Annotated in this window: 13 protein-coding genes; 4 read left to right on the top strand and 9 right to left on the bottom strand. The window is 42.3% G+C overall.

Annotated features, from left to right (window positions below; all coding sequences use genetic code 11):
• Positions 1 to 1185: 1185 nt before the first annotated feature.
• Both IT970_RS14110 and hutI read right to left on the bottom strand, forming a co-directional pair.
• On the bottom strand, positions 1186 to 2859 hold the full coding sequence (locus IT970_RS14110; RefSeq protein WP_227006798.1) for a GGDEF domain-containing phosphodiesterase: 1674 nt from the start codon (positions 2857 to 2859) through the stop codon (positions 1186 to 1188).
• 120 nt (positions 2860 to 2979) lie between these two features.
• A complete protein-coding gene (gene hutI / locus IT970_RS14115; RefSeq protein WP_036973224.1) occupies positions 2980 to 4221 on the bottom strand; it encodes an imidazolonepropionase in 1242 nt (413 codons plus the stop codon).
• Positions 4222 to 4364: 143 nt separating this feature from the next.
• Between hutI and hutC the strand changes: the two genes are divergently transcribed.
• Positions 4365 to 5072 (top strand): histidine utilization repressor, encoded by a 708-nt coding sequence (gene hutC, locus IT970_RS14120; RefSeq protein WP_036973226.1) that lies wholly within the window; start codon positions 4365 to 4367, stop codon positions 5070 to 5072.
• Here the strand turns inward: hutC and IT970_RS14125 are convergent, their stop codons facing one another.
• Entirely contained in the window at positions 5073 to 5843 is a 771-nt protein-coding gene (locus tag IT970_RS14125) for an NADP-binding protein (protein WP_074989331.1), read from the bottom strand.
• A 123-nt stretch (positions 5844 to 5966) separates the two neighbouring features.
• Between IT970_RS14125 and IT970_RS14130 the strand changes: the two genes are divergently transcribed.
• Positions 5967 to 7994: a methyl-accepting chemotaxis protein gene (locus IT970_RS14130; RefSeq protein WP_065979378.1), complete on the top strand. Its 2028-nt coding sequence runs from the start codon at positions 5967 to 5969 to the stop codon at positions 7992 to 7994.
• Between the two features lie 113 nt (positions 7995 to 8107).
• On the opposite strand, the gene IT970_RS14135 is transcribed toward IT970_RS14130, so the two are convergent.
• From IT970_RS14135 to IT970_RS14145, 3 genes are all read right to left on the bottom strand, one after another.
• Positions 8108 to 8329, bottom strand: a complete 222-nt coding sequence (locus IT970_RS14135) for a hypothetical protein (protein WP_036973229.1) — start codon at positions 8327 to 8329, stop codon at positions 8108 to 8110.
• Between the two features lie 248 nt (positions 8330 to 8577).
• The gene (locus IT970_RS14140) at positions 8578 to 8736 is read right to left on the bottom strand and encodes a YqaE/Pmp3 family membrane protein (protein WP_036973230.1); all 159 of its coding nucleotides are present in this window, start codon (positions 8734 to 8736) and stop codon (positions 8578 to 8580) included.
• Between the two features lie 55 nt (positions 8737 to 8791).
• A complete protein-coding gene (locus IT970_RS14145; RefSeq protein WP_036973231.1) occupies positions 8792 to 9358 on the bottom strand; it encodes a BON domain-containing protein in 567 nt (188 codons plus the stop codon).
• A gap of 319 nt (positions 9359 to 9677) precedes the next feature.
• On the opposite strand from IT970_RS14145, the gene IT970_RS14150 reads away from it, so the two are divergent.
• On the top strand, positions 9678 to 10337 hold the full coding sequence (locus IT970_RS14150; RefSeq protein ID WP_065979377.1) for a LiaF domain-containing protein: 660 nt from the start codon (positions 9678 to 9680) through the stop codon (positions 10335 to 10337).
• A 1158-nt stretch (positions 10338 to 11495) separates the two neighbouring features.
• Here the strand turns inward: IT970_RS14150 and IT970_RS14155 are convergent.
• Together IT970_RS14155 and pmbA are read right to left on the bottom strand one after the other, a co-directional pair.
• Positions 11496 to 11912 (bottom strand): VOC family protein, encoded by a 417-nt coding sequence (locus IT970_RS14155; RefSeq protein ID WP_118844667.1) that lies wholly within the window; start codon positions 11910 to 11912, stop codon positions 11496 to 11498.
• A gap of 126 nt (positions 11913 to 12038) precedes the next feature.
• Positions 12039 to 13376: a metalloprotease PmbA gene (pmbA, locus tag IT970_RS14160; protein ID WP_036973235.1), complete on the bottom strand. Its 1338-nt coding sequence runs from the start codon at positions 13374 to 13376 to the stop codon at positions 12039 to 12041.
• A gap of 137 nt (positions 13377 to 13513) precedes the next feature.
• On the opposite strand from pmbA, the gene yjgA reads away from it, so the two are divergent.
• Positions 13514 to 14035, top strand: coding sequence for a ribosome biogenesis factor YjgA (gene yjgA, locus IT970_RS14165; protein ID WP_036973236.1), 522 nt, complete (start codon positions 13514 to 13516; stop codon positions 14033 to 14035).
• Between the two features lie 494 nt (positions 14036 to 14529).
• On the opposite strand, the gene IT970_RS14170 is transcribed toward yjgA, so the two are convergent.
• A complete protein-coding gene (locus tag IT970_RS14170; RefSeq protein WP_231387288.1) occupies positions 14530 to 15129 on the bottom strand; it encodes an REP-associated tyrosine transposase in 600 nt (199 codons plus the stop codon).
• Positions 15130 to 15148: the final 19 nt, after the last annotated feature.

A 15148-nucleotide genomic window follows, 5' to 3' on the forward strand; every position in this document is an offset into this window, starting at 1 on the left:
GTATAGCTCGCATCTCGCTTTTCGTAACTCGTTGCTTATAACCCTTTCGCGCGAAATGAATTTCACGCCTACATTAAACCGTAGGCGTTATGTTTACATGGCGCGTTTGCGCAGCAACATCTTTTATAAGATTCACGGCTACAAGTGATACACATTACACAGGTGGGAGGTGTTTTAACGCCAAAAAAGTAAAGCTATTCAACGACATTAAACAACCTTCACGCTATAGCTCGCATCTCGCTTTTCGTAACTCGTTGCTTATAACCCTTTCACGGCTAAAGCCCTTCCTACAAGTGATACACTTCACACGTGGGAGGCGTTTTAACGCCGAAAAGCAAACCTGTTCAACGGTATTAAACAACCATCTCGATTTAGCTTTACTAGCTCCTATCTCGCCTTTCGTAACTCGTTGCTTGTAACCCATTCACGCGAAATAAATTTCACGCCTACAAGTGATACACATCACTCACGTAGGAGGCGTTTTAACGCCGAAAAAGCAAACCTTTACAGCGATATTAAACAACCTTCTCGATTTAGCTGTACTAGCTCGTATCTCGCCTTTCGTAACTCGTTGCTTACACCCTTTCACGGCTAAAGCCCCTCCTACAAGTGACACACATCACACACGAGGGAGGTGTTTTAATGCCGAAAAAGCAAACCTTTTCAACAACATTAAACAACCTTCTCGATTTAGCTGTACTAGCTCGTATCTCGCTTTTCGTAACTCGTTGCTTACACCCCTTTCACGCCTACATTAAACCGTAGGCGTTATGCTTGCATGGCGCGTTTGCGCAGCAACATCTTTTATAAGATTCACGGCTAAAGCCCCTCCTACAAGAGATACACACTTCACACGTGGGAGGTGTTTTAACACCGAAAAAGTAAAGCTATTCAGCGGCATTAAACAACCTTCACGGTATAACAGTACTAGCTCGCATCTCGTACTTCGTAACTCGTTGCTTATAACCCCTTTCACGGCTAAAGCCTCCTACAAAAGATACACACTACACTCGTGGGAGGCGTTTTAACGCCGAAAAAGCAGACCTGTTCAGCGACATTAAACAACCTTCACGGTTTAGCTCGCATCTCGCTTTTCGTAACTCGTTGCTTATAACACTTTTCGCACGAAATAAATTTCACGCCTACATTAAACTGTAGACGGCATGCTTGCATGGCGCGTTTGCACTATTCCCGTTCTAGCCGCCATTGTTTTAGCCAAGACATCATTCCCACACTGCTCAGCGGGTAGCTAAAATAATAACCTTGTGCGGCATATGTATTAAGTGATTTAACAAACTTCAGTTGCTCGAGTGTTTCAACACCTTCACAAATTACTTTAGCATTATTTTGCGTGTGCATATCGACCATACCCGATACTAAGCTGCGCACTTGGGCTTGATGCGCAAAGTCTGCGGTTAATGACGGTGCAACTTTAATGTATTCAACATTAAGGTTAGGTAACTTAGCCAACCAAACGGGGCTGTCTCCCAAGCCATCAACACACACTTTTATACCAATACTATTAAGCCGCGCGACCATGGCTTTACCTTGGTCATCTAACCCCATGAATAAGTCTAACGGACACTCTATAATTAAATCTCCGGGCTCTAAGCGATGCTCAGTTGCGATGCGGTCTACAAACTCTATAAACTCTTCATGAAGCATTTCAGGGCCAAACACATTGATACTCAATGGTAATTGAATGCCTTCCATACGTAAGGCCATTGCAAGCTCTGCGGCACGCTCAATGACAAACGCAGCAACCGGATACCCAAGCCCCGCAACGCGAATATCATCAATAAACTTATTGGCCGCTAATATGCCTTGTTTGGGGTGTTGCCAACGCAGTAAGAGTTCTAAAAACTCAATATGTTCATCACTATTACGAATCACGGGTTGAAAATACAGTTCAAGCTCACTGGCAAAATCAAGATGAGCAAGTTCACGTAATCGGGCTTGTTGCTCTAACTGTTCGATCATCATTTGTGATTGATACGGCACTATCGCTTTATCTGGGTTTGAATCAAGTGCAAGGTAAGCAAAAGAGATTAAATTATCAAAACTGTGATCAGGGTCGTTACAATTTACATAACTGGCACGCACTTTAACTTCAATGGTGCAATTGGCCACATTGAACGGCTTTAATGTCACTTGCCTTATTTGGCTAATTAATTGTTCATGAAGGTGCTTTTGCTCTTCAACCGCGCAAATAAACGCAAAGTTTAAGCCTCCTAAATGAGCCAGCTTATCGACGCCCCCTGAGCGCCCTTTCATATTCAGAACTGCATCTGAGGTGAGCTGCTGTTTGATACGATTGGCCGATTGAGCCAGTAATAAATCACCAAAGTCACGGCCTATGTGCTGGTTAACGGTTTCGAATCCTTCGAGGCGAATCACAACCAGCACACAGTTTTTTGAATGCGCTTCACTGTATACTGCGAAGCTTTTTTCTAATCCTTTGCGATCGGGAAGCTCTTTTAGCGGGGTTTTATCTAAATCGTCGTGGCGGCTAGGCTCAACGGGAACCTCTTCGTCTTCTGCGGGCTCTTCGTAATTAAAAAAGCCTGACACACTGAGTATAACCACCGACAATACTAACCAATAAAAGGCAATATCAAGTAAAAAATGCGCAGAAAATAACACGGCAAAACAGAGTGCTGCCGACACACTGAGTGTGATTGCTAACCAGTTTGTCGTTCTAAATGCTTGCCACAGATGAAAGCACAGACTTATGGCCAGTAATAAAATAAGCCAAGGTGACCCTACACTCAGGATTGCTAAGCCTAATACGCCATTAACGACTAGGCTTAACCTTAATACGGGATGATGGGTTACACACAAGGCACATATCATTGCCATAAAAACGGCACCAGCTAAAAAAACTGGTACAACATCACTACTTAAATTTACGAGGCTCGCAGTACTGCTCGCTAAACTGGCAATTAATGACATGTAATCCAAAATGCGTAAAAACTCTCTCTAACTTAGTCTACCCAAAATCCACAGATTTAACAGTTTATTTACGCCAAATTGGTAACTTAATTGCGCAGGATGGGATATTTGCCAATGGGCAATATCGGCACGCGCACCGACTTTAAGCACACCACGATCACTGAGACCTAATGCCCCCGCAGCATTACGTGTTACCCCTGCTAATGCTTGCTCTGGTGTCATACGGAAAATAGTACATGCCATATTCATCATTAAGTGCAATGAACACAAAGGTGAAGTACCTGGGTTAAAGTCAGTAGAAATTGCGATAGGCACGTGGTATTGCTGTAGTAATTCAATCGGCGGGTATTTTGTTTCACGTAAAAAGTAAAAGGCACCCGGCAAGAGCACTGCCGTCGTGCCAGCGCTAGCCATTGCTTTAATACCCGCTTCATCAAGGTGTTCAATATGATCAGCGGATAAGCCATTAAACTCGGCGACTAACGCAGCACCATGTTGATTAGATAACTGCTCAGCATGAAGCTTCACTGGCAGGTTATGCTTTTTAGCTGCTTCAAAAACGCGTCGAGTTTGCTCGTTACTGAAACCTACATTTTCACAAAAAGCATCAACGGCGTCAGCAAGGTTTCCTGCAACCACTTGTTCTAACATCTCGCCGCATACAAGCTCAATGTACTCATCGCTTCGGCCTTTGTATTCTGGCGGTAACGCATGAGCACCTAAGAATGTTGTCTTCACATCGACAGGGTGGTTTTCACCTAATAAGCGAGCAACTTCAAGTAATTTAATTTCGTTTTCACAATCTAAGCCATAACCAGACTTAATTTCTACGGTGGTCACCCCTTCGCCATACAACGCATTTAAGCGCTCTTTCGCTGCAACAAATAGTGTTTCATGGTCGGCTTCGCGTGTGGCGCGAACCGTACTCGCAATGCCGCCACCGTTTGCTGCAATTTGCTCATAACTCACACCTTGCAAACGTTGTTCAAACTCCTCTGCACGGCTACCAGCAAATACAAGGTGAGTGTGACAATCAATTAACCCTGGTGTTAACCATTGCCCTTTTGCAGATACTGTTGGGGTTGCTAACACATCAAATTGTGGCAAGTCAGCCTGTGATCCTAGCCATGCTATTTTGCCATCTTTTACTGCAATTGCAGCGTGTTCAAGCGCACCATATGGTGCATCAATTGCAGGGTCCATCGTCGCGATATTGGCATCTGTGATCAATAAATCCCAGTGTGCGTGATCATTATTCGTTGTGTGCATTTTTCACCTATACTGATGCGTCGGGTTTGGTCGTTTGAACCCTGTAACTTGAAATTGTTTAAAGTTTAACAACTCACCTTGTATATACAAGAAAATTATGCCACCTTGAAACACACTAAAAAGTTACCAATAACGTTCTCAGCATGAGTGTTCCTAAGTTTGCGCAAATAAAACAATTTATTCTTGAAAATATCCGCGCTGGTCACTGGCAAGAAAATGACCGTGTACCATCAGAAAATGAGCTCACTAATCAATTTCAAGTGAGTAGAATGACAGCAAGACGCGCTTTATCAGAACTCACCGAAGCCGGTATTTTAACGCGCAATCAAGGGTTAGGCACATTTGTAGCAAGCTTCAAATCGCAATCTTCATTGCTAGAAATAAAAAACATTGCCGACGAGGTAAAAGCACGAAATAGTCACTACAGTTGCACTATTTTGGTTATGGAATCGATACGTGCTATCGCCCCTATTGCCATTGCACTGAGTGTTGAAGTAGACAGCCATGTGTATCGCAGTGTTATTGTGCACAATGAAAACGAGCAACCACTGCAAGTTGAAGAGCGTTTCGTGAACCCTTTACTTGCCAAAGACTACTTACAGCAAGATTTTCACAACCAAACACCGCATGAATATTTATCGCGCGTCGCCCCACTCACCGAGGCACGCCACACGGTTGAAGCCGTTATGCCCAACCCTGAAATGTGTGAATGGCTCAACTTATATAACGAAGAGCCTTGTTTGCAAGTAATCCGCCGAACATGGTCATCACAAGGTATTGTGAGCTTTGCACGTCTTGTTTCACCCGGCAGTAAATACCGATTAGGCGGGCATTTAACCTTTAAAAAATAGCTAAATAGCGTGTTGGTAACTAAAGTTGAGCGCTTTAATGGCTTCACCATTAATAATTCGCTCCCCCACCTCATTGCTGGTAAAAGTAGGCGCTGGATTACCCTTCTCACGGCACTTTTCTCGATAGTAATCAGCTTTAGTTGGGTGATCAGGATTAACGACGTTATAAACACTTTGTGCCACAGGCCAATGCGTAATAACACTAAATATTGCGTTAATTACATCTTGCTGATGAACCATATTAACGATTTGCTCACTTGAGCTAGACAACTCTTTACCTGCCACAAATTGTCCCGGCTCCCGTTGTGGACCAACTAAACCAGCCAAACGTAATACTTTTCCACCTGCTTTTAATACGGCTTGCTCTGCATCGTATAGCTGTTGCTGACGGTCTGTTTGACACTCAATAATACTTGCTTCGTTGTAAAGCCCATTATCATTAGCATAAACCCCTGTTGACGAGCACAAAATAAAGCCTTTGCAATGCAATGAATCGGCAAGAGCCAGTCCTGCATTTAAGGTCTCTAAATAATTACTTTGCTGTTGCCTACTACGTGGAGGAATAGCACATACCCACCATGCATTTTCAAGGCTAACATCATGCTTAACTTTTCCCTGCTCAAGTAAGAATTGTCTATGAAAATCAAATTGATGTTCACTACTTCGATGTGTGCCTTGCACATCCCACTGTAATTTTTTGGCTTCAAAGCAAAGTGCCTGACCAAGCCACCCAGCACCAAGTACAACTATTTTATTATCAAAATTAACCATTTAATAATATCGCCTTATCTATATGTAATATTTTATTAATAAGCTTCACTATGCAATGTAGCGATTTAGGTGCAAATATGATTAGATAACTAACTCTACCCGATAATAAAAACACGTGCACCTATGTTAAATAACCTTTCTTTACGTAAAAAAATATTATTACTCATCGGCGGAACGATAAGTGTATTACTTATCATCGCGTCTAGTTTTTTTGTGAGCCATATTGCTGACCTATCACGTCAGGCTATCCAACGCGAAGCGGATAGCTACTTACAAAGTGAGCGGCTTTCAATGCAAAGTTACTTTGCCAAATACGGTAAAGTAGTTGAAACCTTTGTGACCAACCCGCACTTAGTAAATTGGTTTGATAATTGGAACAAGCGCGATCAAAGCCTTGAGAACCAACCCGGATACGACAGCGTTAACCAAGACTTTGTGCGTATTAGTGGCAACGACGACAATATTTTATCTGCCTTCTTCGCATCGGCGACAACTGGTGAGTACTTTAAAGAAAACGAACGCACCACCCACTACAATGGCCAGCCTTATTACGCTTATAAACGTGGCTGGTGGCAAGATGCCTTAAAGATCAACAAATTGTATGTTGGTCCTATTTCTGTTGATTTAACCACAGGCAACGCCTCAGCTGTAGTACAGCAACCTGTTTATAATAAACAAAACAAACTGGTTGGTTTTGGGGGGGTTGATTTACAACTTAACAATATCAACGACATGGTTGAAGATATTCGCTTTAACGGACAAGGGTTTGGCTTTTTACTTGATGGCAACCAAAAGGTGGTTCACTTATCTAAGCGCACCGGCCATAAACTGTCTGTGACAGACGAAGGTCCAAACGGCAAAGAAGGTCTTGATGCCCTCGAAAAACAATTTAGTGACACATCAGGCTTCAGCGAATTAAACCGCACCATGAAAAGCAACAAAGACGGCAGTGGTTTTGTCACCCTAAAAGGCGAGCAATATTACGTTGTATACAACCGCCTTGAATTAGAAAGCCCATACCTTGATTGGTATGTGGGTATTTTAATACCAACCAGCATGATCGAAGAGCCAGTACATGATGCAGTCATGACAACAACGACCTCTGTGATCATCATTTTAGCGATTATTATTGCGATGATCTTCTGGGCTACGCAAATGATCACTAAACCACTGACAAAACTTACTTATATCATGCGTGATATTGCTTCAGGTGATGGTGATTTAACCCAAAAAATCGAAATAAAGAGTCAAGATGAAGTTGGTCAGCTCGCTCACCACATGAATACCTTTATCGATAAATTACGCGCCATGATGCTTAATACAGCAGCCCAAGCTGAGCAGTTAAGCCAAGCGGCTTCACAGCTTAAAATCGTCTCCAAAAAAACCAACGACGAAATTCAGCAAGAAAAACAACAAGTTGACAGTGTTAGCGCCGCAGTAACAGAAATGGCCTCTACGGTACTCGAAATTTCGCGAAATGCGCAACACACCAACAATGCAGCCGAAGAAGTGCAAAGCATTACAGCCGATGGCACCAAGCGTTCAACGCAGGCGCAATCGGTGATGACCGCACTTGCCAGCCACATCGGTGAGGCATCTAAAGTTGTTGCTGGGCTTGAGCAAGAAAGCGGCAATATTGGCGCTGTTGTCGATGTAATCAACTCAATTGCAGAACAAACCAATTTACTGGCACTCAATGCAGCCATTGAAGCGGCGCGTGCAGGTGAGCAAGGGCGAGGCTTTGCGGTGGTTGCTGATGAGGTACGCTCACTGGCAAGTCGTACACAAGAGTCGACCGATGATATTCGTAATATGATCACGCGTTTACAGCAAATAGCTCAAAAAGCATCCACCATGATGCAGCAGGGTCAAGAGCGTGCAGAAGGCTCTGTAGAGCAAACTCAAATTGTACTGCAAGCTCTGCAAGATATTGCAGGCTCAGTGACGAATGTACAAGACCAGAGTCATCAAATTGCGACCTCAACTGAGCAACAAACGGTGGTTGCTGAGGACATTAACAATAGCCTCGCGGCAATTAACCATTTAGTTAATAGTACAGCAGATCATGCACATGAGTTAGCAGACGAAGCACGCGATCTCAATGAGCTAGCTATTTCACTTAATAAAACAGTTAATCAATTTAAGTTGTGATTAGTCATTGAATTGTTCTAGGTGTGTGTTCTTGCTACTTATTATAAGTAACAAATCAGGCACCATGCAGTCGTTAATAAGAAATTTTTAACGCTGCAAACGACAGGTCTAAATCATTCACACTGATTTGAATTGGTATTGAGATAGATTGCAGATGTAATTAAAAACCCGATGTCACCTGAAGATGACATCGGGTTTTTATCGTCAGCCTTCCTTGTTACCTGTGGCGTAACCGCTTTAGTAAGTTCCATAAATAGTTGCCACTGTTGCTCATTCCATGTAGCAACTCCCTTGTTGTTCAGTCCGTGTAATAATTGCGCTTGTACTTGTTCCATTTTGTCACCTCCTTACGCTAGCTTCATCCATATTTGGCTCCTAGCCTAAACCAAAATCCTTGGTGTTTATCCTTTCACTTTATCCATAAAGCGTTGCCATTGTGCGGTTGTCCATAACGCCTTGTTACTTCCTTGCTGTCCTTTGTGCTGTGTTACATTTTCCATACTGTAAATCTCCTTGCAGTGTTGTCATCCATTATTACGTGTGCATTTCCTTGCCGTACACTCATTCCTTTGAACCGTGATTATTATCGCTTACCGATAATATACACAGCATGAATCAAACCTGGAATGTACCCTAATAAGGTTAAAATAATATTAATCCAGAATTGTGCCCCTAAACCTACCTGTAAAAATACGCCAAGAGGCGGAATTAAAACCGAGAAAATAATGCGTATTAAATCCATAACTCACTCCTTGAAAAAGATAAGCCCAGCCAAAGCTGGGCTATAGGGCGTGCTATTATTCAGCAACAATCTTAAGTTCATCGATGACTTTACGCACATCTTCAGCATTTTCAGCAATGCTCACTGCTAATTGCTTTTCTGCATCTGACTTAACCGTACCTTTTAATGTAACAACGCCTTTATCTGTATCGACATCAATATCAGTGCCGCCTACTTCAGAGTTAAATAAATAACGTGTGGTGATCACTGTACTGATCTTCGCATCAGTTAAGTCACTTTCTACTGAGTCACCTTTATCTGCACTCGCTGCCTTAGACTTCATGTTTTTCACAACCGTTAATTTGTTATCAACAGCAGTTACACCGTCTAGGCTAAGTACAAGCTCTTCAGCTAACTCTTTGTCTAGTTCACTATCAACTTTACCGGTTAATACAACTTTGCCGTTTTTTACGTCTGTGTTGATATCAAAATTATTTAGGTTAGTGTTCATAAGAAGCACAGTTTCTGCCTTACCATCAATCCAAGCATCTTTACTTTCATTCTCCCAGTTGCTTGCCTGAGCACTCATACTTGTTGCACCAATTACTAACGCAGCAATCATAGTCTTGTTGAATGTATTCATAATCTTTCTCCTTTTGATTAAAGACGAGATAACTAATGCGAATACGATGCCAACTTTTATTTTAATATTATTCAATAAGTTAAATCTATATTCAGCCATGGTTTATATTCGTTTCGGTAATTATTTACAGACAATTCGGTAAGAAGTTCACTCTGTTACAAAAATGACTAATTAATTGTCAATCTTATTAATCTATGGTTAATTTAACGAATGAAAGCCCACACCAAAAAACATAAACCAATGAATATTAATAAAATAATTTTTGGCCTACACTTTGCTTTGTGATTAACATAACTTTAAAACTCAACAGGGAATTATCATGGCCGTCAAACTCGAAGATCGCCCCATCGAGCAAGTAAGAGAAGAAGTAATCGATCAACTTATCTATAACTACAGTCATGCAGTTATTTCAGCAGAAGCATTTGAACGAAGACTAGACCAAGCAATGGAAGCCACCAGCAATGAGGTGTTAATTGAGCTGGTTGCTGACTTAGAGTTAACAGCAGATATTGACTACAAGTCACATAAACACGTGCAGTTTAAGCCTCACTATGCACATGGTAGCGATGCAGAAAGCCTGCAACTACGCAGTATTTTAGGTTCCAACGAGCGCAGCGGCCAATGGCTAGTCCCGAAAGAAATTCACCTAACGAACTGTTTAGGCTCAATTGAATTAGACTTTAGTGAAGCCGTTTTTCAGCACCAGCATGTCACCATCTACGTAAACTGTATTTTAGGCAGCGACGAAATCTACGTGCCAGAACATGTAAATGTAGTGTCAAAGCTGTTTAGTGTGGTAGGTAGCGTTGAAAATAAATCGGTTGCACTCAATAAAGGGCAAGGCCCCACAATTACGATTGAAGGTAATGTTTGGCTAGGCTCAGTAGAGATTAAAGTCAAACGCACCATGAAAGAAAAGTTCATCAGCTTTGCCAACAGCCTAAAAGCCAGCTGGAAAGAAATGAATAGAGTGCAATAACGAAATGCGAGTTGCGAAACCCCTTCGCGCACAATAAATTTCACGCCTACATTAAACCGTAGGCGTTATGTTTACATGGCACGTTTGCACAGCAACGTCTTTTATAAAATTCACGGCTAAAGCCCCTCCTACAAGTGATATACACTACATGTGGGAGGCGTTTTAACTATACAAGCTCGCATCTCGCAGCTCGTTGCTTATAACTCTTTCACGGCTAAAGCCCTTCCTACAAGTGATGCACACTTCACTCGTGGGAGGCGTTTTAACGCCGAAAAAGCAAACCTGTTCAGCGACATTAAACAACCTTCACGGTTTAGCTCGTATCTCGCCTTTCGTAACTCGTTGCTTACACCCTTTCACGGCTAAAGCCCCTCCTACAAGTGACACACATCACACACGAGGGAGGCGTTTTAATGTCGAAAAAGCAAACCTTTTAAGCGGTATTAACAACCATCTCGATTTAGCTGTACAAGCTCGCATCTCGCTTTTCGTACTTCGTTGCTTACAACCCTTTCACGGCTAAAGCCCTTCCTACAAGTGATATACATTACACACGTGGGAGGCGTTTTAACGCCGAAAAAGCGAACCTTTTCAGCGGTATTAACAACCATCTCGATTTAGCTGTACTAGCTCGCATCTCGCTTTTCGTCACTCGTTGCTTACACCCTTTCACGGCTAAAGCCTCCTACAAAAGATACACACTACACTCGTGGGAGGCGTTTTAACGCCGAAAAAGCAAACCCATTCAGCGATATTAAATAACCAGCTCGGTATAGCTGTACTAGCTCGCATCTCGCTTTTCGTCACTCGTTGCCTACACCCTTTCACGGCTAAAGCCTCCTACAAAAGATACACACTACACTCGTGGGAGGCGTTTTAACGCCGAAAAAGCAGACCTGTTCAGCGACATTAAACAACCTTCACGGTTTAGCTCGTATCTCGCCTTTCGTAACTCGTTGCTTACACCCTTTCACGGCTAAAGCCCCTCCTACAAAAGATACACACTACACTCGTGGGAGGCGTTTTAACGCCGAAAAAGCGAACCTTTTCAGCGACATTAAACACCCTTCACGGTTTAGCTCGCATCTCGTAATTCGTCACTCGTTACTCGTTACTCGTTACTTATTTCGCTCGTACTTCGCTCTCGTTTTTTCATCACTAAAGATCGTTATTTCTTTCACTTGGGATGTCACTGAAATATTCGACAAACTCGACTTCAAAGCCTGCGGGGTCAATAAAATACACGTTTTTTCGGTAAGGGTTTTCAGGGCCTAATTTATCCACTTCGTAGCCTGCATCTACAAGGCGTTCAATCACGGCATTAATATCGTGTGTCACATAAGCAAAGTGAGCAAGGCCCACTTGATGGCCCGATAAATCGCGATTTTCATCTTCACCATTATCGCTGAATGCGATGTACTGGTAATCATCACCAAAGTGCAGCCATTTACGCGGCTTTCCAGACCAGGTGCTGTCGCCTTGGCTTCTTACTCGCCAATGAGGGAACGCGGCTTTATAAAAATGCAGCATGGCGTCAACATTACTTACGACTAGGTTTATGTGTTCTAAATGCATAGCGAATTTCCTTTTAAATTATGAAACTGCCAGTACGATAAAACCTAAAGTTTAGTTGAGGTAAAGCATTTTTTAATAAAAAAGCCCCACTTTATTAAGTGAGGCTTTATGATGCTTCGTTGCGTGTTAGCTTCCTGCTATCTGCATTTGTTCAATTAGCACTGAGCCCGTTTGAATCCCGCCACGACGCTCAATATCGCCACCCAGCCCGACAACCGCTTTAAACATATCTTTAAGGTTGCCTGCGATTGTTATCTCGCTGACAGGGTATTGAATCTCGCCGTTTTCTACCCAAAAGCCCGCTGCGCCACGCGAGTAATCACCTGTTACCGTGTTGACCCCCTGCCCCATGAGTTCTGTGACTAATAAGCCGGTGCCCATGGTGTTTAACAGCGCTTTTAAATCAGCGTGCGTTTGCTCAACTAACCAGTTGTGGATCCCGCCCGCATGACCGGTTGGTGCCATTGATAATTTACGAGCCGCATAGCTTGCTAATAGGTAAGTTTGCAGCTCACCGCCTTGAATAATTTCACGGTCGACTGTTTTTAAGCCTTCCGCATCAAACGGTGATGAAGCAAGGCCTTTTAATAAATGCGGACGCTCAGAAATATTCACACAATCGCTGAACACTTTGGTGCCTAAACTATCGAGTAAAAAGCTCGATTTACGATAAAGTGCACCACCGCCAATCGCCGACACTAAATGGCCAAACAACGAGTTGGCAATATCTGCTCTAAAAATAACAGGCACTTTCATGGTACCGAGTTTTTGACTATTAAGTTTAGCGAGTGTTTCTGTAGCCGCTTCAAGACCCACTTTTGCAGCATCGTTTAAATCATCTTTATGGCGAGCAACAGTGTATGCAGAATCACGCTGCATTTGCTCACCTTCTTTGCCAATCACCATGGTGCTTATACTGTGGCGAGTACGCGGGTAACCAGCAATCATGCCATGGCTGTTACCATATACGCGAAGCCCTTGGTGAGACGAAAAGCTCGCACCATCAGAATTTACAATGCGCTCATCAGCATTCAATGCGGCCTGCTCTGCTTGATGACACAACTCAATACCTTGCTCTGGGCTGACATCCCACGGGTGATATAAATCTAAATCTTGTGGTGCAAATTCAAGTAGTTCTTTATCGGCAATACCGTTGAATGGATCGTCAGATGTAAACTTAGCAATATCAATTGCTTTTTCGACCACAGTACGTAACGTTTTTGGGTTTAAGTCGGCGGTTGATGCAGAGCCTTTATTATTACCCACATACACACTGATACCTAAGCCACCATCTTGGTTAAACTCTATTGTTTCAACTTCTCCCATTCGCGTGCTAACAGACAAACCTGACGTGCTCGACATTGCAGCTTCTGCAGCGGTTGCTCCGAGCTTTTTAGCATGCTCAAGAACTTCGCTTACGGCATCTTTCACTTGTGAAATATGTTGATAAATAGGATCTTTCATCTTCGGTGTCCTAGGCTATGATATTTTTTATAGTGTAGCGAATGCTAACACACTGCGAGACGTGCATCAGCTAATATTAATCATTAACTAAATGGCGTATAATAGTGAATAGTTAAGTTTACCGGATGAGCATCCTTATGGCGAAGAAGAAAAAGCCTGCAATTGAAGAAGAAATTATTTACGTATCAAAAAGCGAATTAAAGCGTGAGGCAATGCAATATCACGATCTTGGCGCTGAAATCGCAGGGATGGCTAAAAAGCAACGCGACCGCTTACCATTAAACGACGAGCTTAAAGAAGCCCTCGTCGTTGCAGATAAAGTTAGCGATAAAAGCGATGCTTACCGTCGTAACTTAAACTATATTGCAAAAGTACTACGTACCACTGAAAACGTTGATGAAATTCAAGCCATGATTGACATCATGCTGAACAAGAATAACCAAGCTGACGTATTAATGAATAAAATAGAAAAGCTTCGTGATGACTTGATCAAGCAAGGTGATGACTTAATCAACCCGACTATTGAGCAGTATCCATCGCTTGAGCGTCAAAAAATGCGTCAACTAGTGCGTAATGCAACCAAGGAAGTTAAAGCCGAAAAACCGGCAAAGAGTTACAAAGAGTTATTCCAGTATCTAAAAGATGCGATTATGGTTTAAGTCTCTTTTAATATAAAAAGCCGCTTAATGTAAATTATGCGGCTTTTTTTATAGCCATTTCGGGGCGTTAAAACGCCTCCTACAATTCCTGTAGGAACGGCTTTAGCCGTGAACATGATACAATAGCCATAAACACTTCGGCGTTAAAACGCCTCCTACAATTCCTGTAGGAACGGCTTTAGCCGTGAACAAAACACAATAACCATTTCGGCGTTAAAACGCCTCCTACAACGCCTGTAGGAACGGCTTTAGCCGTGAACAAAACACAATAACCATAAACATTTCGGCGTTAAAACGCCTCCTACAACGCCTGTAGGAACGGCTTTAGCCGTGAACATGACACAATAACCATAAACACTTCGGCGTTAAAACGCCTCCTACAATTCCTGTAGGAACGGCTTTAGCCGTGAACAAAACACAATAACCATTTCGGCGTTAAAACGTCTCCTACAATTCCTGTAGGAACGGCTTTAGCCGTGAATGGTAAAATTTAACTATAAATAGATACAATCCCAATAAGGATAATCACGCACATTTTTAACAATTCCAGCCCTCAACGGGTTTGCAATAATGTACCGCGATACGTCTCGTAAATGCTCTTCACTCCGGATCAAAGAATCATAATATCCTGGCTGCCAAATTTTTCTTTTTGAACTTGCTGACTTGTTTATCAAATATGAACTTTTCCCTTTAATTTCTCTCATTAATGTCGCTAAAGGTACTTTATCTTGTAACTGAAATAACCAATGTAGATGATCAGGCATTACAACGAAGCAAATTGTTCTAGCTTTAATATCTTCTATAGCCTTTAAGGTATTAATTAAGACTCGAGCATTATTAAAGTCAGAAAAATAACAGTTTCTATCGAGAGTTGAAGTTGTAACACTGTAGTAATGAAAGGGAATTGATACCCTATGCTTTCTTAGATTTTGATAATGTGCGGTCATCCATAACCCTCCATTCACTGTATTAAACCTAGTCAAAGATAAAACACAATCAAGATAAATATACATAGAAACGGCTTTAACCGTGAACATTAAATAAAAAAAACCTAAACAATTCGGCGTTAAAACGCCTCCTACAATGATATACATACAAAAAAGGCTCTGAGCA

Source organism: Pseudoalteromonas sp. A41-2, from assembly GCF_015767615.1.
GTDB lineage: Bacteria > Pseudomonadota > Gammaproteobacteria > Enterobacterales > Alteromonadaceae > Pseudoalteromonas > Pseudoalteromonas lipolytica.

What these genes read in the sequence shown, in the direction of transcription:
- IT970_RS14110 (WP_227006798.1), bottom strand. Translation starts at nt 2,859, where the DNA reads ATGGCAATGATATGTGCCTTGTGTGTAACCCATCATCCCGTATTAAGG.
- hutI (WP_036973224.1), bottom strand. Translation starts at nt 4,221, where the DNA reads ATGCACACAACGAATAATGATCACGCACACTGGGATTTATTGATCACA.
- hutC (WP_036973226.1), top strand. Translation starts at nt 4,365, where the DNA reads ATGAGTGTTCCTAAGTTTGCGCAAATAAAACAATTTATTCTTGAAAAT.
- IT970_RS14125 (WP_074989331.1), bottom strand. Translation starts at nt 5,843, where the DNA reads ATGGTTAATTTTGATAATAAAATAGTTGTACTTGGTGCTGGGTGGCTT.
- IT970_RS14130 (WP_065979378.1), top strand. Translation starts at nt 5,967, where the DNA reads ATGTTAAATAACCTTTCTTTACGTAAAAAAATATTATTACTCATCGGC.
- IT970_RS14135 (WP_036973229.1), bottom strand. Translation starts at nt 8,329, where the DNA reads ATGGAACAAGTACAAGCGCAATTATTACACGGACTGAACAACAAGGGA.
- IT970_RS14140 (WP_036973230.1), bottom strand. Translation starts at nt 8,736, where the DNA reads ATGGATTTAATACGCATTATTTTCTCGGTTTTAATTCCGCCTCTTGGC.
- IT970_RS14145 (WP_036973231.1), bottom strand. Translation starts at nt 9,358, where the DNA reads ATGAATACATTCAACAAGACTATGATTGCTGCGTTAGTAATTGGTGCA.
- IT970_RS14150 (WP_065979377.1), top strand. Translation starts at nt 9,678, where the DNA reads ATGGCCGTCAAACTCGAAGATCGCCCCATCGAGCAAGTAAGAGAAGAA.
- IT970_RS14155 (WP_118844667.1), bottom strand. Translation starts at nt 11,912, where the DNA reads ATGCATTTAGAACACATAAACCTAGTCGTAAGTAATGTTGACGCCATG.
- pmbA (WP_036973235.1), bottom strand. Translation starts at nt 13,376, where the DNA reads ATGAAAGATCCTATTTATCAACATATTTCACAAGTGAAAGATGCCGTA.
- yjgA (WP_036973236.1), top strand. Translation starts at nt 13,514, where the DNA reads ATGGCGAAGAAGAAAAAGCCTGCAATTGAAGAAGAAATTATTTACGTA.
- IT970_RS14170 (WP_231387288.1), bottom strand. Translation starts at nt 15,129, where the DNA reads ATGTATATCATTGTAGGAGGCGTTTTAACGCCGAATTGTTTAGGTTTT.